At 56.0% G+C, this 23457-nt stretch carries 16 protein-coding genes; 11 read left to right on the top strand and 5 right to left on the bottom strand.

The window, feature by feature from the left end:
* Positions 1–107: 107 nt before the first annotated feature.
* From FYC48_RS11820 to FYC48_RS11830, 3 genes are all read left to right on the top strand, one after another.
* Positions 108–1841, top strand: a complete 1734-nt coding sequence (locus FYC48_RS11820) for a GH39 family glycosyl hydrolase (protein ID WP_200836592.1) — start codon at positions 108–110, stop codon at positions 1839–1841.
* A gap of 256 nt (positions 1842–2097) precedes the next feature.
* The gene (locus FYC48_RS11825; RefSeq protein WP_149496919.1) at positions 2098–3897 is read left to right on the top strand and encodes an arylsulfatase; all 1800 of its coding nucleotides are present in this window, start codon (positions 2098–2100) and stop codon (positions 3895–3897) included.
* A 164-nt stretch (positions 3898–4061) separates the two neighbouring features.
* Positions 4062–5687, top strand: coding sequence for a DUF1559 domain-containing protein (locus FYC48_RS11830; RefSeq protein ID WP_149496920.1), 1626 nt, complete (start codon positions 4062–4064; stop codon positions 5685–5687).
* Positions 5688–5739: 52 nt separating this feature from the next.
* On the opposite strand, the gene FYC48_RS11835 is transcribed toward FYC48_RS11830, so the two are convergent.
* The 3 genes from FYC48_RS11835 to FYC48_RS11845 all read right to left on the bottom strand — a co-directional run bounded on the left by FYC48_RS11835 (position 5740) and on the right by FYC48_RS11845 (position 9489).
* A complete protein-coding gene (locus FYC48_RS11835; protein ID WP_149496921.1) occupies positions 5740–6486 on the bottom strand; it encodes a polyprenol monophosphomannose synthase in 747 nt (248 codons plus the stop codon).
* A 272-nt stretch (positions 6487–6758) separates the two neighbouring features.
* Positions 6759–8282, bottom strand: a complete 1524-nt coding sequence (locus tag FYC48_RS11840) for an AAA family ATPase (RefSeq protein ID WP_149496922.1) — start codon at positions 8280–8282, stop codon at positions 6759–6761.
* Between the two features lie 121 nt (positions 8283–8403).
* Positions 8404–9489 (bottom strand): hypothetical protein, encoded by a 1086-nt coding sequence (locus FYC48_RS11845; protein WP_149496923.1) that lies wholly within the window; start codon positions 9487–9489, stop codon positions 8404–8406.
* Positions 9490–9617: 128 nt separating this feature from the next.
* Here FYC48_RS11845 and FYC48_RS11850 point away from each other — a divergent pair, with 128 nt between their 5' ends.
* The 8 genes from FYC48_RS11850 to FYC48_RS11885 all read left to right on the top strand — a co-directional run bounded on the left by FYC48_RS11850 (position 9618) and on the right by FYC48_RS11885 (position 19781).
* The gene (locus FYC48_RS11850) at positions 9618–10295 is read left to right on the top strand and encodes a phosphoribosylanthranilate isomerase (RefSeq protein ID WP_160149470.1); all 678 of its coding nucleotides are present in this window, start codon (positions 9618–9620) and stop codon (positions 10293–10295) included.
* Positions 10296–10772: 477 nt separating this feature from the next.
* Positions 10773–12119: an adenosylhomocysteinase gene (ahcY, locus tag FYC48_RS11855; protein ID WP_149496925.1), complete on the top strand. Its 1347-nt coding sequence runs from the start codon at positions 10773–10775 to the stop codon at positions 12117–12119.
* Positions 12120–12734: 615 nt separating this feature from the next.
* Positions 12735–13481, top strand: a complete 747-nt coding sequence (locus FYC48_RS11860) for a ParA family protein (protein WP_149496926.1) — start codon at positions 12735–12737, stop codon at positions 13479–13481.
* A 124-nt stretch (positions 13482–13605) separates the two neighbouring features.
* Positions 13606–14445, top strand: a complete 840-nt coding sequence (locus FYC48_RS11865; RefSeq protein WP_390622120.1) for a ParB/RepB/Spo0J family partition protein — start codon at positions 13606–13608, stop codon at positions 14443–14445.
* Positions 14446–14637: 192 nt separating this feature from the next.
* A complete protein-coding gene (locus FYC48_RS11870; RefSeq protein WP_149496928.1) occupies positions 14638–16770 on the top strand; it encodes an NfeD family protein in 2133 nt (710 codons plus the stop codon).
* A 3-nt stretch (positions 16771–16773) separates the two neighbouring features.
* Positions 16774–17409, top strand: a complete 636-nt coding sequence (locus FYC48_RS11875) for an NfeD family protein (protein ID WP_149496929.1) — start codon at positions 16774–16776, stop codon at positions 17407–17409.
* A gap of 453 nt (positions 17410–17862) precedes the next feature.
* Positions 17863–18975 (top strand): flotillin-like protein FloA, encoded by a 1113-nt coding sequence (floA, locus tag FYC48_RS11880; RefSeq protein ID WP_149496930.1) that lies wholly within the window; start codon positions 17863–17865, stop codon positions 18973–18975.
* Positions 18976–19280: 305 nt separating this feature from the next.
* Positions 19281–19781: a hypothetical protein gene (locus FYC48_RS11885; protein WP_149496931.1), complete on the top strand. Its 501-nt coding sequence runs from the start codon at positions 19281–19283 to the stop codon at positions 19779–19781.
* Positions 19782–19813: 32 nt separating this feature from the next.
* On the opposite strand, the gene FYC48_RS11890 is transcribed toward FYC48_RS11885, so the two are convergent.
* Both FYC48_RS11890 and FYC48_RS11895 read right to left on the bottom strand, forming a co-directional pair.
* Positions 19814–21154 (bottom strand): serine/threonine protein kinase, encoded by a 1341-nt coding sequence (locus FYC48_RS11890; protein ID WP_149496932.1) that lies wholly within the window; start codon positions 21152–21154, stop codon positions 19814–19816.
* Positions 21154–23334, bottom strand: coding sequence for an amino acid permease (locus FYC48_RS11895; RefSeq protein ID WP_230776899.1), 2181 nt, complete (start codon positions 23332–23334; stop codon positions 21154–21156). The genes FYC48_RS11890 and FYC48_RS11895 overlap by 1 nt, the downstream gene beginning before the upstream one ends.
* Positions 23335–23457: the final 123 nt, after the last annotated feature.

Genomic DNA, 23457 nt, shown 5'->3' on the forward strand with positions numbered 1-23457 from the left:
AGTTTCGCTATTTGCGTGGAAGCGTTGGCTTCCATTCGATGTTCGCACTGCAGACTTATCGTGAATCTGTTTCCCTGCTCGGTAGTTACCAAAATCTGTGCGACCTTATGAATTGTATGTTTCAACATCGTTGTCAGGTTGCCAGCGCAGCCGTCTTGATTAGTGCTTTCGTGATCTCGCCGCCAACGGCACTTGGGCAACAGAGCATCGCGGTTCAGGTTGACGTTGATGCCGACGAAAAAATCGGCAGGCTGCAACCGATCTGGCGGTTCTTTGGTGCAGATGAGCCTAACTACGCGACCATGAAAGACGGACAGCAATTGCTTCGTGATCTTGGCGAATTACGACCAAAGCAAGTCTACTTTCGCGCACACAACCTTCTGACTTCAGGGGACGGAACACCGGCGTTGAAATGGGGCTCAACCGATGTGTATAGCGAAGATCAGGACGGCAACCCCAGATATAACTGGAAAACGGTCGACCGCATCTTTGATTCCTATCTTGAACGAGGCGTTCGCCCTTACGCTCAAATCGGTTTTATGCCGAAGGCACTTTCCACCCACCCCGAACCCTACCGCCACCACTGGCGTCCGGGGATGCCCTATCACGAAGTCTTCACGGGCTGGAGCTATCCTCCCAAAGACTATGAGAAGTGGAATGAGTTGGTTTATCAGTGGGTCAAGCATTGCGTTGACCGCTATGGTCGCGAGGAGGTCGAAACGTGGTACTGGCAAACCTGGAACGAAGCCAATATCGGATCGGCCGATCGCCCGGGTTATTTTACGGGCACAGTTGAAGAGTTCCACAAGCTTCACGACTACGCGATCGCCGGCGTTCGCAGAGCCTTGCCGACCGCACGGGTTGGCGGTCCTGACTCCGCGGGCAGCGGAGGCCGCTGGACTCGCGACTTCTTAGAACACTGCCTACGTGGCACCAACCATGCGACCGGTGAATCGGGAACACCCCTGAATTTCGTTTCCTTTCACGCGAAGGGCGCCCCTCGGTTTATCGATGGACATATCCAGATGGGCATCGCCAATCAACTTCGCACGATCGACGATGGCTTTAAAATTGTCGCAGCATTCCCCGAGCTGAAATCGACACCAATTGTCATCGGAGAATCAGATCCGGAAGGCTGTGCCGCCTGCCAAGGTCCGATGTTTTCGTATCGCAATGGGACCGTTTATTCGAGCTACACTGCGGCCAGTTTTGCCCGCAAACATGATTTGGCCGCCCGCCACGGTGTCAACCTAGAAGGCGCATTATCGTGGTCGTTCACGTTCGAAGACCAAGCCTACTTTGCCGGATTTCGACAGATGTCCAGCAATGGCCTCGCGCTACCAGTGCTCAACGTGATGCGAATGTTCAGCCGCATGGGAGAAACCAGAATTAAAGCCAGCAGCGACCGAGCCATTCCGCTCGACAACATCTTACGTGACGGGGTTCGACGTTCACCTGACGTTGGCGCCATCGCCAGTCTCGATGAAACCGAGAAGCAACTCTGTGTCATGATCTGGCACTACCATGATGATGATGTGTCTGGCCCGGATGCAGACGTCACATTAACGATCACTGGCCTGCCGGCCGGCGCTGCCGAATCTAAACTAGATCATTTCCGCGTCGACCACTCTCACAGCAACTCGTATACACGGTGGCTCACGATGGGGTCACCGGTCGCGCCGAACCGCCTCGAGTACCAACAGTTAAAAGAGGCGTCCAAGCTCGCCAGCATCAATCCCCAAAAAACGTCTATCGCAGTAAGGCAGGGAAAGAGCGAATTACGGTTCACGTTACCACGCCAGGGTGTATCGTTAGTGGTGCTGGATTGGTCTCAAGAATAACCCATCATTTTCGACATACCTTACAGTGTCGCGTCGCATGACGGAGTGATTTTTGCTGTATCTACAACAACCGGTTGACATTGCGTTCTCTCTCAGTTGCTATAACGAGAAAGACGCAATAATAGAAGCTTGCCCACCATTTTCTCTGCAAGGATCAATGCCTTTAAACTCTTCGATTGGAAACGGTGATCCGAGGCATCATACGATCGCCACGAATTCAACTCGTCTTTTATGTTGGTTCGTCATCAGTCTATGCATGTCGCTGGCCAGGGATGGGCTTGCAGAATCACCGGGTCATCCGAACGTGATCGTCGTGATGACCGATGACCAGGGGTACGGCGAGTTCTCGTTCAATGGTAACCCCGTCATCGAGACGCCATCGATCGATCAACTGGCCAGCCAAAGCGTGCGATTGACGGACTTTCATGTCGCGCCAATGTGTACCCCGACTCGTGGCCAATTGATGTCCGGTTTAGATGCGTTTCGCAATGCCGCGATCAACGTCAGTAGCGGCCGAACGTTGCTAAACGCGGACTTGAAAACGATGGCGAATGTCTTTGACGAAGCGGGTTACTCGACAGGTATTTTTGGCAAATGGCATCTCGGAGATAACTACCCGTTTCGTCCGGAAGATCGTGGCTTCGACGAAGCCCTCTGGTTTCCTTCGTCGCATGTCAATAGCGTCCCAGATTTCTGGGATAACGACTACTTCGCCGACACCTACATTCGAAACGGGCAACGACAAAAGTACGCGGGCTATTGCACGGACGTGTTCTTCGATGAAGCGATCAACTGGATGGGCAAGCAGGCCGATAGCGAGCAGCCGTTCTTTACCTACATCGCGCTTAATTCTGCTCATTGGCCTTGGTTTGTCCCGGAGAAATACCGCCAAACGGTCCGGGCGACGATTGAAAACAATCCAGACTTTGCCAAATCGTTTGCCGACCGTCCGCAATTGCGTGATAACCTGATTAGCTTCTTGGCGATGGGGGCAAACATCGATGACAACGTTGGGAAACTAAACCGATTCCTCGACGACCAAGGGCTCACGAAAAATACGATCGTTGTTTTTCTGACCGACAACGGAAGCACCTTTGGACACCAATACTTCAACGCTGGAATGCGAGGCCACAAGACACAGCTCTGGGAAGGCGGACACCGAGTTCCATGCCTGATCCGCTGGCCCGACGTTTTACGACCAAGAGATGTCGATGACCTGACGCACGTTCAAGATCTGCTTCCGACCCTGGCTGACCTTGCCGATGCCGATTCACATCTTCCTTCGCGACTGGACGGAATCAGCCTGAAAGCACGATTGACCGGTCAGTCGGCGTCGTTGCCGGATCGGATGCTGGTGATCAACTACAGCCGAATGCCGTCGTTCCGAGTCACCTACACCGACAAGAACCCAGCGATCCCGGTTCGCAATGGGGCTGCCGTCTTGTGGAAAAAATGGCGATTCTTGGAGAACCGGCGGCTTTACGATATCGACGCTGATCCCCACCAGGATCGGAACATCGCAGCCGACCATCCGGATGTTGTGGCAAAGCTTCGCAAACATTTGAATGCGTGGTGGGACGAGGTCAAAGACGACGTGTTGACCCCACAGCGAGTCATCATCGGGCATCCGTCCGACAACCCAACGCTTCTAACCGCTTGCGAGTGGCTGGACGTATTCGTCGATCAACAAGTTCAGATTCGTCGCGGCGTCCGTAAGAACGGCACATGGTATTTGAGCGTCGATCGTGATGGTAGCTACGCATTTGAACTACGTCGCTGGCCGCGCGAGTCAGGGTTGAAACTCGAGGACTCCGTCGCCGTTACCAAAGTTACCGATGGTGAATTCCCCGCCGGCGTTTCGTTACCCATTTCGAAAGCGCGACTGCAAATCGGCAGCTACGATCATACCCAAGCTCCCAATGCGGACGAACAAGCCTTCACATTCAACGTTGAACTGAAAGCCGGTCCGACAGAGATGAAGACCTGGATGATCGACGGCCAGGGTAACGAAATTTGTGGCGCCTACTACGTTTACGTTCGACGCCTTTCAGAGTGACAACATAAAATCAGACGCTTTGACTATACTCAGTCGCAACCGATCGGGCTGGCGAGCGGCCATTGCCCCCCTTCTCTGGTGTGACGGTGTATGATTTTTAGGCTGTCGAGTTTTAACGACACCGGCGGGACACCCCTACAAATTTCTTCTCCTCGGAGCCATTCATGCGATTTTTTAAATTATGGGCCGGCGTGTGTGCCGGCATTGCCACGGTCATCGGCGGAGCTTCGGTGGCTTTCGCCCAAACATCAGCGAGCAAACTGTCGGCCAGCTACATCCCGGCGGATGCAATCGCGGTCGCTTTTGCTTCACCGGCAGATCTGTTGGCTCGCGAAGACTTAGCGATGCTTCCAATCGAGGTGCTGCAAGCGGCGGCACTCAAAGAAGTCGGCGTTGATCCGATGAAGGTCGCTTCGATCAAGCTTGTCTCCGGCATGCCATCACCGGCAGGCCCGGTCGGTGGCGCGGTGATCGAGATGACCGAGCCATTTGACCTCGAGAACTTGAACGCTCAAATCCGGTCGGAGTTCGAAGCCGTCACGATCGACGGAAAGTCGATGTACCGGTCGTTCAACAAACGCCCCGAAGCGATCGCTTATCAGCCGAATCCGCAAACTGTTCTGATCGGTGTCGGCGGCTACCTCTCTTCGATGCTCGATGCCGCCGAAGGTTCTTCAGGTCAGCTAGCGACTTTGACCGGCCGAATGTCCAAACGCCCCGGTGTCACCGTGGTCACCGTGTTTGGCCAAATCCGCAGCATGCTGACCCCAATGCTAAAGCAACAACAAGGCATGCTACCACCACAATTGCATGGACTGACGGACTTGTTCGAGCAAACCGACGCGTTGTTGATCAACGTCGACTACTCCCTGGTCGGCGGCAAAATCGCGATCACGCTGGTCGGCCGCGACGAGGCATCTGCTCAATCGGTCGCCCAGACGCTCAATCAATCGGTCGACTTTGCCAAGACCATGATCATCAGCCAAATGGAAAACAATCTGCAGGCCGATGATCCAGTCCAACAGGCGACACTCCAGTATGTCAAACGCGTTGGCGAAAAAGTCAGTGAAGGATTGCGGCCGAACGTCAATGGAAAGTTGGTTCAGATCAGTGACGACGGTTCGCTTGCGAGTATCGGTGTCATGACCGGACTGCTGCTTCCAGCCGTCCAATCGGCTCGTTCCGCGGCGCGGCGAATGAACAGTTCGAATAACCTCAAGCAGATCGGCTTGGCCTTCCACAACTATCACTCCGCCTACCGAAAGCTCCCTTACAACACGATCAAAGATGACGCTGGTAAGGACCTGCTTAGTTGGCGTGTCGCAATCCTGCCTTTCATCGAAGAACAGGCACTTTACCAACAGTTCAACCTGAAGGAGCCTTGGGACAGCCCGCAAAATATGGCCGCTGCCAAACAGATGCCAGAAATTTTCAAGCATCCCGGAATGGTACTGCCTCCCGGACAGACGATCTACCAAGTCCCCGTTGGACCGGGGTTGATGTTCGAAGAAGGAACGGAGCGACAGTTCCGCGATGTCCTCGATGGACTTTCCAACACCGTGATGGTCGTCGAAGCCAGCCCCGATGCGGCCGTCCCATGGACCAAACCGGCGGACCTGAATGTTGACCCCAGTATGCCGCTGGCCGATGTCGGTGGCCGAGGAGGCCGGGGGGTCTTTCAAGTGCTGCTCGGCGATGGCGCGGTCCGCACGATCACGCGAACCATTGATGAAAACATGTTCCGGTCGCTACTGACCAGAGCGAACGGCGAAGTCATCAACGAATTTTAGATAGCCATCGTTCAATGGCTGGTGCGAACGCTAGGCAAACGATTGGTTCAACCTAGCGTTTCGATTCGAACGCCAACCGAAACATGTAGGCGATCGAGCGAGCCGCCTCGCGCAACGTCAGCTTGCTGTGACCGGTTTGCCGTTCGGTAAATGTGATCGGGACTTCGCCGAACTTGTAGCCGTGTTGATGTAACCGCACCAAGACTTCTTCGAGCACCGCGTAGCCGACGCAGCGAAGCGAACTCAACTCGATCTCGCGGAGCGCAGATGTTCGATAACAACGCATCGAACCGCTGCAATCGTGCACCGGCAATCGCAACACACCGGTCGCAAATCGATTGACGAGTTTACTCATCACGCGACGGCGAAACGGCCAACCGACGATTTCGCCGCCGGGGACATAGCGTGAACCGATCACGACGGCGAGTGAAGGATCCTGCTGAGCCATCTCGCGAAGGGCGGGCATCTGCGCGGGCGAATGACTGAGGTCGGCGTCAAGATTTAAGAAGTAGTCGAAGCCACCGTCACAAGCGATCCGCATCGCATCCACGATCGCACTGCCGAGTCCCCGTTGGTCTCTGCGGACGAGAAGTCGAACCTTGGGGTCACGTTCCCCGAGCGTCTTGACGATCGCCGCCGTGCCGTCCGGCGAGTCGTCATCGACGACCAGTAGCACGGCATCGGAGAACGCCTCACGAAGCTCGTTCAGCATCGCTTCGACCGAACCAGCCTCGTTATACGTGCAAATAGCGACCAAGGTGTCCGTCGTCTGAGACAAATGGGACAGGTTCTCGGTCACGTCGGACGAGTCGGTTGAAGAACTTATCGATGCAGCCAAGACGCGAGCCCTACCAGCAACCCACGGTGGGGCGAGATGATCCTAGGATCGAAACGGTAACTTTTGAACAGAAGTTTAACCGGAACTCAACATTCTCCAACCGCTGATGGTTCGCATCCTTAGGAATTAGCCGATCGGCGTTAGCCGCGGTTCAGCAATCGTGCCGAGAGTGTTCTCGAAGAACCGAGACTGATCCCAGCCGGCTATTCCCATTCTCGAATCTTGACGAATGACTAGCCGTGGCGTCGCATCTTTTCCAGCATTTCGCGATAGTCGATGTTCAAACGTGGGGGATCCGCATCGGTCGCTTTATCAACTCGGCGGTTGACAATCGACTCGCGCCGTTCGAGTTCGACATCTTCGGTGATCCAAAGCAAATCGCTGTCGTCGTTGACCCGATCTGTGTCATCCGCATCCGATTCGTCGTACCAGACCACGTTGGGAGCCGAAACACTGGGCACGTCCGCATCGGACGCGAGATCTTCGGCCGAGGCGATGCCGTCATCGCTTGGCTCGGTGGCAGCAGCCCCGCTCACAGCGGCGTTTGATTCTTCCTGCCCCGCATTTCGGTCGGCCGTATTGTCAGCGGCGTACTGACTGAGGCCGATGATTTCGCAGTGCAGCATCGACTCCAGATCAACATCGCTCGCCGGCGACGAAGCGGCGACGGTGTTTTCCATTCCGATATCGAGTTGCTCTTCGTCATCGAAGGATCCAAAAAGCGTAGCCGGATCGGCAGCGGGCGCGACTTCGGCGGCCTGCTCAACCGACGCCGATTCCGGTTCGAACGCGATTTCTAACTCGCTTTCCATCGCGCTGGCGCGACTGATTGACTCGGCCGCGAACTCCGATTTGAACTCGTCACGAAGTCCGTCACCGGCAACGGAAAAGTTCTCGGTCAATTCGCCAAACTCAATGGATGCACTTTTCAAGGCCGGCTCTTCGACGATCGGGCTCGGCAATTGTTGCAGTCTCGCCCAAGCCTGATTGATCGTGGTTTCGTTGATGACCGACTGGTCAAGTTCGGCCGCACAGTCAATTGCTTCGGTCATCAGTTGATTGATCAAGCGAGGCACGCCGCCGCTGGCATGGTGGACGGCCGAAATCGCCTCACGCGAGATCGTTTCTTCGGGCGAAGCTTCACACGCGGCAATGGCTGTCGTGATGTACTGTCCGGTTTCTTCGGCGGACAAGGCGTGCAGATAGCATCGAGCGGAAACGCGCTGGACGAAGGGATCCATCGACGGCGACGAGAGTGTTTCGTCCAACCGAGGTCCGCCGACGACGATCGCGCTAACGACCGGCTGTCCGTCACGCATGATGTTGGTCACCCGGCGGATGTTCTCCAAAACATCGCCCGAGAGTGCCGCCGCTTCGTCAACGATCAATGCGACGTGACGTTTGCTTTGCATCAAGTGCTCGTGCAGCATGATCTCCAAATCGGCACCCCGACCGTCTCCGATCGCGACCCCCAATCGATACAACAACATTCGGTACAAGGCCGACGAATCACCCAAACTGGTCTCGCCCAGTTGTACGACGTCGTGGGTTTCTGCCAAATGCCGCGCCAATATTCCACATGCGAGCGACTTTCCGGTTCCGGGAGGTCCGATGATCAAGCTGATCGCCTCGCGAGCTACGACGCTACGCTCGATCCGTGCGATTGCCTCCGATACAGGTCCCAAATCCACATACCGGCCGATGCTGGGAAAACTCGGGAAAGGCGGGACGACGAAATCTTGCTCAGCGTTGTTCATGGCTAAACTACTTTGAATGGATTGGGAGTCTCGAACGATTTGAAGACTATCGCAACTCGATGTAATCCGAAGAATCGGCAAACCGAGCGGTCGGCCTGCAACGGATCTTTCGGACTGCTGGTTAATACCAAACCACAAGTGCTGATAGAAATGCCAACGTGATCATCCCGCCAAAGGTTCCCAATCTTGCGATCACGCCGATCGGTTGGTCGCGGTAGGCGATGCCTCGTTTCAACGGTGTTCGCTTCTGCCATTGTGGGTAACCACACACCGCCCCAATGGCCAGTAACAACGCGACATTGAACGCGGTCTGTGAAGGCCCCGCCTTTTTGACCTCACCAAAGACCACCGGTGGGTTGGCGGCGCGATGTTCGATTTCGTCGATCGACGCAGTTGCCGATGCCCTGACGTCCCGCCAATACTGAACGCCAGACTTCGAGTGATCACCTGCGTCAGCCTGCAATCCTGTATCGGACGCAGCCACGGTTTCGACGCGGCGTCGTTGGCCAGCCGCCTGATCAGTGGCAGCAAGATCACTGGCAGGCTGATAGTCAACTTGGCGAACCGCTCGGCCATCGACGGCCGGCGCGAGCTCTCGACTATTGGCCATCGCCACAGCCGAAATTGCTGTCAAATCACTACTGCTAGCAATTGCGTCTTCATCGATCGGTCGAATGTCGCTTGCTCGCACACCGGCTTCCGAGTCCGTCTCGATCGCCACGTCAATTTCGTCGACGTCAATTTCGTAGGATGCCGTGATGACGTTGTCAGAAATCGAAGCGGTGGTTGGGCCACCGGATCGGCGCGTCGGTGCGTCCTTCCGTGGTGAGGAAGCGGGAGCGGACTTGGTGTCGTTGCCAACTCGGTCGCGGGTGTCCCCGGCGGTGCCCGATTGATCGGCGGCCGACTTTTCATAGAACTCGGCCACTTGCTTCCGCCACTTGGCGGTGACGTAAACCGGATCGTTCTCGGGAGTTTGCCATTGCTCGACCAACGCTTTCAGATTTGGCAGGCTGGGATGATCGACCGGCATGCTGTAGGTTGTCCAAGCGAGTTTGCCGGCGGCTTCGCTTGTGGCCGGCGTTGACTTTGTAGCGTGGCAGCGAAGAATTTGCCGCTTCGCTTGCGACGGCCACAGGCCGAGCACAATGACGAAGGTTGCGGCGAAGACGAGCGATTGATCGAGGAGTCGAGAGCGATCCTTCATCGTGAAGCCTCTGAGGGTTCCGAAGTATCCGAACGGGACGGTTTCGGTTGTATCGACCGGGGCGACCGGGGCTGATGAGACGAATCGCGGGCGAGCTAACGATTAGAACGGTCAACCTGAGAGAGCTGATGTTTCGCATCAAGATTTGTGGGGTTCGCTTCAAGAATGACGTCGACGCGGTCGAACAGTCGGGTGCCGATGCGATTGGCTTGAACTTTTTCCCGCCGAGTATTCGCTACGTGGATCCGGCGGCACCTGCGACCTATGAACTAGCCGCCGCCGCCAATTCCGCCGGTTTGTTGCGAGTTGGTGTTTTCGTCAACACATCCGTCGACCAGATGACCACGATCGCTGACACGGTCGGCCTGGACGTCATTCAGCTTCATGGTGACGAAACGGTCTCGATCGCCCAGGCCCTACTCGCCGAAGGCCGCCGAATCATCCGGGCGATCAAGTTGCCTCGTCGAGCAATGTCGGTCAATGAGATCGAGTCAATCGCCGGACCGTGGTCAGCGATCGGTATTCATCTGTTGCTCGATGCCGACGCCGGCAGCGCTCATGGGGGCAGCGGGAAAACACTTCATTGGGCATCGATCGCGCGTTGGGCCGAACAAGCCGGCCCCGATCGGTGGACACTTGCCGGTGGGTTGAAACCGGAGAATATTGCGGAGGCAGTTCGTACGTCACATGCCAGCTCGATCGATACCGCCAGCGGGGTGGAGTGCCCAAAGGGCGTGAAAAACGAGGGACGTATCTTCGCCTTCGCTAGCAACAGCGGTTTGTCGCCCCAGCGCGATCACGCCTAGTGTTTCGTTCCAACTCGATTTTTGGCTTGGCCGCATGACGTTCGACACGGTCTCGGTGCAGTACCCCGGGCGAACGCCCGTCGGCTGATGAGCCGAACCCGAATGGTTGGTCGAGACAAAGCACAAGCGTCACCGAAAGCCTCGGCGGCTTCCGCTACGGCAGGGAGAAGCAGAACGGACTACCGATACGGAAACGCTGAACAAATTCACGCCCACCTTCACTCTTCTCTCTTCCGCCCTCCCCCGTGTCGGAAATCGATTCGGTCGTTAGACTAGTTGGCCAATCGATTGGGCTCCTTATTCTCCGGCGTGTCGCCTGGAGGCCTAATCGGTGTGAAGCTGGCTCAGCTAGCTTTGTTGAACGCGTTTTGGGAGCGCGTACCAGCGGGAGTCCCTGCGGTAGGTTCGTGGCCCCTGTTTGGACGGATTGATTGATCGGAACAAGATTTCAGTCTGTCACAACCCAAGGAGTAAGCCGTGTCGCAAGCCGATACCGAACGTTTGCCGTACCGAGTCAAAGACATTAGCCTTGCCGAGTATGGCCGCAAGGAAATCAATCTCGCCGAAAACGAGATGCCAGGCCTAATGGCGCTTCGCGAGAAGTACGGAAAGGAAAAACCGCTCGCCGGGGCTCGGATCGCGGGCTGCCTGCACATGACCATTCAAACGGCCGTGTTGATCGAGACGCTCATCGAGCTTGGTGCCGAGGTGACCTGGAGTAGCTGCAATATCTTCAGCACTCAGGACCACGCGGCGGCGGCGATCGCAAAAGCCGGAATTCCTGTCTATGCCTGGAAAGGCATGACGGAAGAAGAGTTCGACTGGTGCATTGAGCAAACGCTAACGTTCCCGTCGGGCGAAAAGCTCAACATGATCCTGGACGACGGTGGCGACTTGACCGCGATGGTTCACGATCGCTTCCCCGAGTTGCTGACCGATATCTACGGCGTCAGCGAAGAAACCACCGCGGGAATCCACCGTCTGGAAGTTCTCAACCGTAGCGGCAAATTGGCTGTTCCGGCGATCAACGTCAACGACAGCGCGACGAAGAGCAAGTTTGACAACTTGTACGGATGCCGTGAGTCACTGGCCGATGGCGTCAAGCGAGCGACCGACGTGATGCTGGCCGGAAAGGTCGCCGTCGTCTGTGGCTATGGCGATGTCGGCAAGGGCTGTGCTCACAGCTTGCAACGTTACGGTTGCCGCGTGATCGTGACCGAGATCGACCCCATTAATGCTCTGCAAGCGGCGATGGAAGGTTTCGAAGTCACGACCATGGAAAACGCCTGCAAGGAAGGAAACCTGTATGTCACCACCACTGGCAACAAGGACATCATCCTAGGCGAACACATGAAGGAAATGCCTGAGGATGCGATCTGCTGCAACATCGGGCACTTTGACACCGAAATCGACGTCGCCTGGCTAGAAAACGAAGTTGAGCAAGGGCGAGCGTCGAAAGACGAAATCAAGCCGGCCGATATCGGCGCCGTCGATCGTTACACCTTTAAGGATAGCGGACGTAGCGTCATCATTTTGGCCAAGGGCCGCTTGGTGAACCTCGGTTGCGCGACCGGTCACCCCAGCTTCGTGATGAGCACCTCGTTCACCAACCAGGTTCTCGCCCAAATGGAGCTCTGGCAAAATCGTGACAACAACACCTATGAGCGCAAGGTCTACATGCTGCCGAAGCAACTCGACGAAGAAGTCGCGCGGTTGCACTTGGACAAGCTTGGTGCCAAGTTGACGAAGCTAACCGCCGAACAAGCGGATTATCTGGGCGTCCCTGTCGAAGGCCCATACAAGCCGGATCACTACCGCTACTAATGCGGAGCGATCGATTGAGGGTATCGATTGAAGGTTTTGGCCAGCGGTACGCTTACAATCGAATCGAGCGAATGATCTTAAGCCAACGCCCGGAATTCTTTCCGGGCGTTTTTTGTTACCTCATGCTTCGTCAACCTCGATCTTTCCATTAGCCGCGTGGCGTTGGCCACGGTTTCGGTACAGCAACCGGGGCTAACGCCCGACGGCTGATGAGCCGAACCCGAACAGCTGATCGAGACGGATCACTAGCTGAATCAAGCTGGAAACAAGAACACCGCCTGGCCTACGTCCCCTCCTCCCCCTTCATCGCTCCTCCCCCTTTCTCCCTGCGCCCTCGTTCGCTAGTGACAAAAAATTGTGTGGGCAGAAATGAGTTTTCACTGTGATGGTGATCGAGCATTGATTCCGATCCCGATCCCCGTGAATTCTGCGATTCGAAGTCATTTCTGCGGAGATCGACAGGGCTGTTTCCAGTCCTTCGGCGGCGGTCGGGCGTCAGTTTCTTGTGAAACCGATCTTGTTTCACTAATCGTTATTCGCTTAGTTTCCCGCGAAACGTGAACAGCGAACCCGACGTCCGGGATCGTCACAACCTGTCATTGTGGAGACTGATTCGTGGGCCGGATCTTGTGCGTCGTCAATCAGAAAGGCGGTGTGGGCAAGACCACTACGGCGGTCAACCTTGCGTCGGCGCTGGCGATGGCGAACCAATCTTGCCTGTTGCTGGACATGGACCCTCAATGTAATGCGACCGGATCACTCGGTTGCGAACCGACGACCGGGCATGCCCTCGTCAGTGACGCATCGATTGACGGGGCGATCGTCGAAACCAAACAAACACAGCTCAGACTATTGCCGGGCAGTCGCACGTTCCAAGACGTCGACTTGCTGGCGACCGCAGACGACCAACAAGCAGATCGAGTCCGCAAACATCTCGACAGTGTCATCGACCATTATGATTTTGTCCTGATCGATTGTCCGCCCAGTGTTGGCGAACTGACTCAATCGGCCTTGGTTGCCAGTACCGAAGTGTTGATCCCGATCCAATGCGAGTACTTCGCGATGGAAGGACTGACACAGCTTATCAAAACAATTAAACGGGTCATTGTCGCCACCGATGGCAGACTGACCTTTGGTGGGATCCTACTGACGATGTATGATCCCAGCCTCGAACTAACTCGCGAAGTGGACCAGGAAGTCCGCGAGTTTTTCGGTGACATCGTGTTCGAATCCGTCGTGCCCCGGGACGTTTCCCTCAGCGAAGCCCCCAGCCACGGTAAGAGTGTTTTTCAATATGCACCACGCTCCCGAGGTGCATACGCCTATACGCAGTTGTGCATGGAGGTGCTGCAGCGTGACTAGTTCATCAGCCGGAACAAAGGATCGTCGTTTAGGAAAAGGCCTGGCCGCATTGTTGGGCAGCCCTCTCGATGACGAAGGTAATCCGCTTCCCGAAACCAATGCCGAAGGCGGCCAAGCATCCGGTGTGAAACCACTGATGTTGTCCGTCGATGAGATCGAGGCGAATCCGTTTCAACCACGGCGTGAATTCAACGCGGATGAAATCGCTTCGCTAGCCGAAAGCATCCGCAGCCATCAACAGCTACAACCGATTCTTGTTCGAATCGTCGATGGCAAATACCAACTGATCAGCGGCGAACGTCGACTACGCGCGACCGTCCACGCGGGATTGAAAGAAATTCGCGCCGAAGTCCGCGAGGCCGACGACCGCTTGGTCGCCGAATTGGCGATCATCGAAAACTTGCAACGCAAGGACCTCAATCCAATCGAAAAGGCGATGTCCTTCAAGCGATACATTGACGAACATCGCTGCAAACAAGACGACCTGGCACGTCGATTGAGTATCGATCGCAGCACGATCGCTAACCTGATGCGACTACTGGAGCTACCCGAGTCGGTGTTGACGCTGTTGCAAGACGGTAAAATCACCGCCGGACATGCGCGGGCACTGTTACCGATCGGTGACGACCAAGTCCAACTAACGACCGCCCAAAAGATCATGGCCGAACGGATCAGCGTTCGTGCGACCGAAACACTGGTCGCCGAAATGCTCCGCGAAGAAGAGGACCGTGAGACGGGTCGGAAGGTTGTCAACGCGACGCGACAAAAACGGGCCACGCTTTCGCCGCACCTCGAAGCAATGCAGCAAGAATTTCGCATGGTGTTTGGCACCAAAGTCGAGATCAAAAGCAGCGCCCGTGGCAAAGGCAAGATCACGCTTCACTTCAACGACAACGACGAATTCGAACGCTTGCGAATGATGTTGACCAACGAATCACGGCCAAGCTTACGCGTCGCCGGCTAATGCCGACCGCCCCAATGAACCACCTTCATCGCCCAGCCTCACCGCTGGGCGATTTTTTTTTGGGGGAGGGAAAGGAAGCCGCGGGCAAGAAGATCAGATCGGTCAGTCACCGAAATTCAGCGACCTCGCCGGACTGGATTCGTGCCCTATAATGAACCAGTCTCAAACTCTTTCGCTTGCGGAGCGGGTGTCGTGGTTCGAACGGCGCGATTTCTAACGATTTTCATTGCCTGCTGGCTTGCCGTCGCCGGGCATCAACCCTGCGCCGCCCAAGATGCCGAACGCGGCTACTTGGTCGATGTCCCGGTGCCGCTGGACAGTCAAGCAACGGTGAAGCTGATCGGAACTCTGGAACGTCTTGTCGAATCAGCACCCACCGATGGCCGCTTGGATGTCGTTTTGCAATACAGTGACGATCGCTCCGGTGGTGAGGCGACGTCGTTCGAAGACGCCTTAAAACTCGCCCGTGCGATGACTGGCAATCGTCTTCGATCACTCCGTTTGGTGTCCTGGGTCGAGGGCAACGTCACCGGGCATTCAATCCTTCCGATCCTCGCATCGGATTCGGTTCTCGCGTCGCCTTCAGGATCGCTGCGTGATGCTTCGAGCGGTGAAGCGGACTTCGACGAAACGATACGCCTGACCTACCTGTCGGTCGCCGCCAAACGTGGTGTCTTTCCTGCAGCCGTCGTCGAAGCGTTGGTTGACCCGGAAATCGAACTCTCCCGCGTCAACACCGTCGATGGCAAAACAACGTTTGCCGCGGGAAAGGATCTTGTGAAACTTCGTGAAACCGATCGAGTGTTGAGCGAGGAAACGTGGAGCGCCCCGGGTGCCCCAACTGTCTTGTCCGCCGATCAATTGCGTTCGTCAAGAATTTTGGCCGGGCTAACCAGCGACCAACGAGAGGTCGCCGACGTACTGGACTTGGCTGAGCTGATCGGAGTTGGCGAACAATCCGATGGCGGAGCTTTAAAAGGCGTCCACTTGGAAATCGCCGGATCGATCTCACGGAATCGCGTACGGCGCTGGCAGAGCAACCTGAATGCTTCGCTTGAAAACGACGTCAACACTTGGTTGGTATCGATCAATTCGGTCGGAGGTGACATGGACCAGAGTGCGATCCTGGCAAGTCTGATTGGAATGCCAGAACCGCCACTTCGAAACGCTCCCGGCTTTCTTTCCGGCGAATCTCGCGCCGACAGCGCGTTGATTGCCGTCGCTTGCAAGCCGTTGTATATCAAACCGGACGCCACGCTTGGCGGGGCGGGAACGGACGTCATCACAATCACCGACATTGACAATCATCGTGAACTGATCGATCAGATCGCTCGCACAACCAAGCGGCCGGCTGGTTTGATCCGAGGATTATTGTGCCCGGAGCTCGACGTCTTTCCGTTCACCAATAAAAAGACCGGGCAGGTTAAGTACTGTTCGGAAGAGGAATTGACTGCCGGCGCAGAAGACCCGCAACTCGAACGCGATCGATGGGAGCGAGGCGAGCGTCTCGATTTCGCCGATGGCATTGATGCCGACCGAGCGATCGAACTTGGGCTGGCCGAAGCGAAAAGCGAATCACTCGAAGATGCCGCCGCCCGCGCGGGGTTTAGCTCGATCCCTGACCCGGTTTCCGATCGTGGCATCATTCGCATTGTCGAACGACTGGGGCGCAGCAAAGGCCTGATGATGATCCTGATGATGGTCGGATTCATCGCCCTGAGTGCGGAGATGAACGCCCCCGGGATCGGTGTGCCAGGTTTTTTGGCGATGGTCTGCTTCGGCCTGTTCTTTTGGATGAATTACTTAGCCGGTACCGCCGAATGGCTGGAACTGGTTTTGTTGTTGATGGGGCTCGCCTGCATCGCAATGGAAGTCTTCGTCATCCCAGGATTTGGAATCTTCGGAATCGGTGGAATGATCATGACCGTGGCCTCGATCGTATTGATGAGCCAAACCTTTGTGTTGCCGAAGAATTCGTATCAGCTGGCGGTCCTGACCCGTGGGTTGTGGGCGGCAATCGTGAGTTTGCTAGGCATGGTCGGTGGCTTTGTTTTGATGCGGCAATTGTTCCCACACGTGCCGCTATTCCGACACCTGATGATGGAGACGCCCGATTCGGCGGCCATGGACCAAGCCGAAAAACTGGCGGACTATGGTTGGCTTCTCGGCCAGCAAGGAACCACGACGACGCCACTGCGTCCGAGCGGAAAAGCGCTGTTCGGTGATCAGATCGTTCAGGTCGTCAGTGAAGGATCGATGGTCGACCCAGGCAGCACGGTGACGGTCATCGATGTCCAAGGCACGCGTGTGATCGTTGAGGGGTGATGCGTGCAGTTGTTGTATGCGGTTGGCCTGCTGGGCCTCTATTTGGTGCTACTGATCGGCGAATTTTTTTTGCCGACCGGCGGAACGCTGGGGATCGCTGCGGCGGTCACGGCGATCGCGGCAGTCGTCGTTGGTTTTACCGTGGGACCGATCACTGGAATGATGATCACGGCAACGATCCTACTCAGCACCCCGGCGATTCTTTATGCCGCCGTTCGCCTTTGGCCCAAGACGCCGATCGGGCGGTTGATCCTTAACCGCACGCCAGGCCAAATTGACGCACCCGTCGAAAGTCGCATCCGGGGCGGCGAGCGACGCAAAGACTTGGTCGGCAAGATCGGCACCGCACGAACGAATTTACTTCCCGGTGGACAAATCGAACTGCAAGGTCAACGCCTCGATGCCGTTTCCGAAGGCGCCCCGATTGACGCCGGAACTCGTGTGATCGTCATCAGCGCAGTTGCCGGGAAACTTCGTGTTCGTCCAGCATCGGAAACCGATCAAACGAGTCCGGCGGAAACGCCGGCGGATACTCAGCCAGAAGTCTCGCCGGATATTCAGGAAACTCTCGACGCATTTGATCTACATGACTTTATCGATGACACCGAAGCCGAATCGGAACGTGAACAGCGACCGTGACAATCCGATCGCCACACCCCGCGACAGGCCTTGCTCCGGTACAATAATGGAACGCCATTGACACGTGCTGACGACGTCTCGCTTGCGGTTTGATGAATATCACTCGAAACGTATCGGGGTAACGTGTGTGGCTGAAAACCGAGTGCTTCGTCAACCTTTGAAATTTGGATTGGCCGCATGGCGTTAGCGATGGGTTCGGTGCAATTACCGGGGGCAACGCCCGTTGGCTGATGAGCCGAAACCAAACATGTAATCTAGGCAGAGCACCCGTTGGAGTTTTTGAATCAAATTGTGAGCCAACCGCGAGTCCCATTTTGGCTGGGCCATGCCCGACACATGTTTGACTAACAGCAACCTGGTTGACAGTGACCTCGTTGACAGTGGCTCGCCAAGCCGGGAAATTGGTTCTATTCCGGTCAGAATCTCGATCAATAACGACAGGACGTACCCATCATGGATTTAGGGTCCAGCATTTCGACACTTACCTCCTTCGGCGCCGACCTAAGATTGTTGGGGCTCGACGCCGGTGAAATCAGTGGGCTCGCCTTGATCTTAGCCTTGCTGGTCATCGGGTTCATTTTGGTTTTAGTGCTGGTCTTTGCCAACTATTTTGGTCTTTGGATCCAGTCGTTTCTGACCGGCGCCGGGGTTGGTATCGGTGACCTGATCGGGATGACATTTCGAAAGGTCAACGCGCGTTCGATCGTACGCAGTCGAATCATGGCGGTCCAAGCTGGCTTGGACGATCCCGCGATGACCGGCGATGCCCTCGAAGCACACTACCTCGCCGGCGGCAACGTGCAGCAAGTCGTTCGTGCGGTGATCGCTGCGAAGAAGGCTAAGACGATTTCGCTGACGTTTCGTGAGGCGGCGGCGATCGATTTGGCCGGACGAGATGTGTTGGAGTCTGTTAAGACAAGCGTCTACCCCAAGGTGATCGATTGCCCGCCACGTGGAGCCGTCAAACCATCGCTCGATGCGGTCGCCAAAGACGGCATCCAACTCAAAGTTCGCGCCCGCGTGACGGTGCGTGCCAACTTGCAGCAATTGATCGGCGGTGCAACCGAAGAAACCATCATCGCGCGTGTCGGCGAAGGCATCGTCAGCGCGATCGGTAGCGCCAAAAATCATGCGGCGGTTCTAGAAAATCCCGACGTGATCAGTAAGGCTGTACTCGCGAAACGACTGGATTCACAAACCGCCTTTGAAATCGTTTCGATCGATATCGCAGACATCGATGTCGGTGCAAACATCGGTGCCCGGTTGATGGCCGACCAAGCCGAAGCAGACACGCAAGTCGCCCGTGCCCGCGCCGAGGGCAAACGTGCGTCGGCGGTCGCGGAAGAAAAAGAGATGGAAGCGAAAATCGAAGAGAGCCGAGCTCAACTGGTGATGGCCCAAGCGGCGGTGCCCGAGGCAATGAGTGAAGCGTTTCGCACCGGCAAGCTACATATCCTTGACTACTACAAATTGCAAAACGTTAATGCCGACACGGAGATGCGAAAGGCGATTGCAACCACCGGACAGAAGCGACAAAACGACTCCTCAATTAAACGAGGCAATTAGTCACCCCTCGCATCGCAAACGTTGGTGTTTGCTTCAGTTTAAAACCTGATTCCGATCTTTAAAGCATTAAGGCCAATAAACACCCGCTCGATTTCTGCGGATTTAGCGCTTCGTCAACCGTTGAAATACGTATTTTCCGACTGTCGTTAGCCGGGGTTTCGATGCAATCACCGGGGCTAAAGCCCGCCGGCAGAAACACGCACCCAAATTTTCAGTTGGAACAAAGTACCAGCAACTATTTTGCATTCCCCGTTTGCCGCTCATTTTGATGCGGTTCCCAACGTTCGTTTCAAAGGAATCCCTCAATGGCTGGCGATCTCGAAGACTTTCTCAAACGCGCCGCCGAACGTCGAGCTGCCAAGCAGCGGCAAGCCGGGACCCGGCCGACGCGTCCCTCTTCCGGTAGCCAGCAATCTGCTTCGCGGGGACAGCGCCAAGCAACGTCTCAGCCGAAACGGCAGGCCCCACAATACACCGATTCGCGTCGCGAACGGCAAATTCGCGAGATCGACGACGAGCCAATTTTGCTTGGCGAGCCGGTCGACACCGAAAGCGCAATCGTCGAACAACAAAAACGAATCGCTGAAACGCGTCGACAAGCGGAGATTACTCGCAAGCGTCTGGCAAACGCCAAACGATCTGTTCCTACCCCAGAAGTGATCGAACTCGGACCGGAGAATGAATTGTCGGACCAGCCCACCGGCAATGCGATCGAAGATCTTCTGAACAATCTCTCCAAACCTGGTGGTGCTCAGCAAGCGTTCTTAATGAACGAGATTCTGACTCGTCCGAATTGGGATGATTGATCGCCGACCGGCACTGAATCGTACCTTCGTAGTCATGGTGCTAAGTATTCGCGAACACTGAACAGTGCCGTTAGCCCGCCGATCAAGATCCCCAGCAACAGTCCGACGAAAAATCCGATCGGGAACGGACGTCGACGACGACGGGCCATCGCGGGGTCCACCGGTTGGTCGAGCAGCGGTGGGAGTTGGCTGTCGGACGGCCCTGAAGCAGCACCAGACCCTAGCGACGAAAGTTGAGCATTCTCATCGCCCCCGTCCTCGCCGGCTTTGGGCGGTCGCGAAGTCTCTGAGGCACCTTCGACGGTGGCCGCACCTTCTTCCGATTCAATCCCAATTGGTGGTGCCGTCCAAGCCTGGCGTTCGATCGGCCGATCGACTTCAAACGATGTCGTGCACCAGGACTCCAATCGTTCGGCGACCTCGGCCGCCGATGCAATCCGTCGCGCCGGATCCTTCTCCATCATGTCGGCGATCGTATCGACAAAGTCTTCCGATAAATCCGGAGCAAATTTGCGCGGATGCCACGGTGTTTGTTCACAGTGACGCTTGCATTTGCTTTTCGAATCGCCACCGGGGAACGGCACCTTGCCGGTAACGGTGTAGTAGAGCGTGCAGCCAAGCGAGTAGATATCGCTTGCCGGACCGATCGACCGCGGGTTTCGAATCTGTTCGGGCGAAAGATAATCGGCGGTACCGACAATTTTTCCGGCGCGGGGATCATCATCCAGTCCCATACTCCAGGTCGCCAACCCGATATCTGAAACCTTCGCCCGGCCATCGGGTGTGACCAAGATGTTTCCCGGTTTCACGTCGCGGTGAATCAATCCGATATCGTGAGCGTATTGCAATCCGCGAGCCGCTTGAGAAACCACCAGAGCTGCGTGGCTCATACTGAGCGCCCCACCGCGACGAACGAGTTTTCGTAAGTCGGTTCCGGGGATGTATTCGGTCACCAAGTAATGCACGTTCCCGTCTTGTCCGGCATCGAACGCACGGACGACGTATGGGCAATCTAAACCCGCCTGCAATCGAATTTCTCGGGCAAAGGAATCCCGCGATAGTGCCGTCGATTTCTCCAACGGTAAGACCTTCACCGCGCACTCACGCCCCATCACGTTATGCACGGCTTTAAAAACTTGGCCCATCCCCCCCTGGCCGATCCAGTCAGTGATCAGATAGGGGCCAAGGGTCAGCTTTGTCCGCCCGGCGTGCAATTGCTGGGCCTGGTATTCGGTGATCAGTCCGCTTTTGACCAAGGTTGCGGCGATGATCGCGTCTTCATCTGACTCAACTTTCTCGATGACCTTCTCGATCTGGGTCTTGGAGATCAAACCACTTTTGATCGCGGATTGTTTAAAGAGGCTGTTATCCATCAACTTTCCAGCTTCACTCCACCAGCGCTACGGACAAATGCAACCCGTGGCAAATCGCCTACCAAAGTTTCGATGCGGGATAAAAACTGACTGTCTTCTTCCTCGTCCGGGGTCGCCAATCCAAGATACACGAATGCGGCGTCGCGACTGGTTGTTTGAATCGCCGTCGGTGCATTTTCTGAAACGACGACTTTTGTTTTGCCGCTTATCCGAGCGTTTCGCAGCAGACCATCTAAGTGAGACTTCACTTCGTCGATCGCCGATTCTGATTGCACGACCCGAAGCAAACGAAGCTGACGCCCACGCCAAGCATCGTGAGATAGCATCAAATGCGCCAACAGCACCATCAGTTCGCCGTTGGTTCGACCTCTCCACCAAACGTCCACGGTTCCGGCCGGGGCAATCGCTTCTCCGGACGGTTCCTCGGTTTGGCGGAGCACGACGACACTGCGATCAAGTCCTTCAAGGTTCCGTAACAATCGGCAAAAGATTTTCATGCGGTCGCTCGATAACGGACAGCCCATCAAAACCACATTGGGACGCACACGTCCCAAACCTTGACACTGCACCAACGCTTGCACGCCGGCGGTGTAGTCGCTGGCGATCACAACGGCAGGAAAAGCAACCAGTTGCTGCTCTTTAACCAACGAGTGCAAGATCGATTCCTGATTTGACAATCGCTCACTACGATCTTCGAACTCTCCGGCGATGACTTGGCCAAGCAGCATCATGCCGGTTTCCCGAGTCAACCAGCTTGCAAAGACAACTAGGTGCGGACGACTGAAGCCGGTCCCACTCAGGGCGAGCACAAATGGCCGCCAGTTTTTAGGGTGATACAAACTGTCTTCGAGCTTCAGCAAGTTGCGCCGGGTCCGCTCGAACAGTAACCCACTGTTGATATCCCCCCAGTCCGTGTCCAGGTTGGCACGCGTGAGATAGTAATGTAGCGCGCCCACCAAACAGCTTGCCACCAACGCCCATCGCCAGTCAATCAACAACATCACAATCGCACAACCGACCGCACCGCACAGCGACGTCAACCAATTGCAGTACAAAAACTGCGGGCGGTAACTGGGATTCTTAGTGATCGATTCATAAAAGGTAGCCAAATTCAGCAACCCATAGGTCACCAGGAAGGCCATCGTGATCAATGGAGCGATCGTATTTAAATCCGCCGCGACGATGCCGATTTGAGCAATCAATGCGGTCGCCAAGATTGCTTTCCTCGGCTCACCGTCTCGGCTTTCACCAAACGGGGTCAGCGAATGAAAGACACGATCTTTCGCCAAGGACTGCAAAATCCGTGGCGCCCCCATCATGCTGCCAAGTGCCGACGATAGCGTCGCGGCAAAAACGCCAAGTGTGATCAAGACAGGAAACGCCGACACCTCGCCGACGATCAAGTTGTTTTCAATCAAGTCGGCACCGGTCGCGCTGCCCGCCAAAAAGATCGCCATCGCCCCATAGACCAGCATCGTCACGATGATCGCCGCGATCGTTCCACGCGGGATAGAACGTGCGGGATCGCGCAGATCACCCGACATGTTTGCCCCCGCCATGATGCCGGTCACCGCCGGAAAGAATAACGCGAAGATCGTCCAGAACGATTCGTCGGCGGTGAACCCGGTCGACCAGTTTTCGGCGATTAAATGTGGATCAAACCGAGCGACGGTGCCGGTGAAAAACGAGCCCAAGGAGACGACGACGCAGGCCAAAATGACGAACTGAATTTTGATCGTCCAACCCGCCCCCACCCAAACGCAAACCGCGACTGTCAAGTTTGTCAACGTCGCGATCAATGTCGGAGGAATTTCACCGGGAAGGATCGCCGTAAGTGCCTCGGTGAACCCGATGACATACATTGCAACCGAGAGTGCTTGGGCGGCGAAAAAAACCAGACCGATCGCGCCCCCAAATTCGGGACCCAAGCTACGACTGATTAGAAAGTATGCGCCCCCGCCTTCGACCCGCGTATTGGTCGCGATCGCCGAAAGCGATAACGTCGTCAACGTCGTGATCAGCTTGCTGCCCAGGACAATGATCAGCGTCGCGAAAAGTCCTGCTTGGCCCACGACGTAGCCAAAGCGCAGGAACATGATGACGCCCAGGATCGTCAGCACGCAAGGCGTGAAGACACCACCGAACGTTGAGAACGCGTTCGTCCTTGAATCTTCTTTCACCGCGGCGCCCCCTTCAAAGCACTCGTCTGCTGGTTACGGACGCCCGCCCTGCGTCAAACGATCTTGACTCCCGACGATCGGGGGTCTGTGGGAAGGTGAAATCGACTAGAAAATATGGTGACG

Origin of the sequence: Roseiconus lacunae, from assembly GCF_008312935.1 — a bacterium.
In the GTDB taxonomy this organism is placed as follows: Bacteria; Planctomycetota; Planctomycetia; order Pirellulales; family Pirellulaceae; genus Stieleria; species Stieleria lacunae.

Coding starts and splice junctions, on each gene's coding strand:
- FYC48_RS11820 (WP_200836592.1), top strand. CDS start 108: ATGAATTGTATGTTTCAACATCGTTGTCAGGTTGCCAGCGCAGCCGTC.
- FYC48_RS11825 (WP_149496919.1), top strand. CDS start 2,098: ATGTCGCTGGCCAGGGATGGGCTTGCAGAATCACCGGGTCATCCGAAC.
- FYC48_RS11830 (WP_149496920.1), top strand. CDS start 4,062: ATGCGATTTTTTAAATTATGGGCCGGCGTGTGTGCCGGCATTGCCACG.
- FYC48_RS11840 (WP_149496922.1), bottom strand. CDS start 8,282: ATGAACAACGCTGAGCAAGATTTCGTCGTCCCGCCTTTCCCGAGTTTT.
- FYC48_RS11845 (WP_149496923.1), bottom strand. CDS start 9,489: ATGAAGGATCGCTCTCGACTCCTCGATCAATCGCTCGTCTTCGCCGCA.
- FYC48_RS11850 (WP_160149470.1), top strand. CDS start 9,618: ATGTTTCGCATCAAGATTTGTGGGGTTCGCTTCAAGAATGACGTCGAC.
- floA (WP_149496930.1), top strand. CDS start 17,863: ATGGATTTAGGGTCCAGCATTTCGACACTTACCTCCTTCGGCGCCGAC.
- FYC48_RS11885 (WP_149496931.1), top strand. CDS start 19,281: ATGGCTGGCGATCTCGAAGACTTTCTCAAACGCGCCGCCGAACGTCGA.
- FYC48_RS11890 (WP_149496932.1), bottom strand. CDS start 21,154: ATGGATAACAGCCTCTTTAAACAATCCGCGATCAAAAGTGGTTTGATC.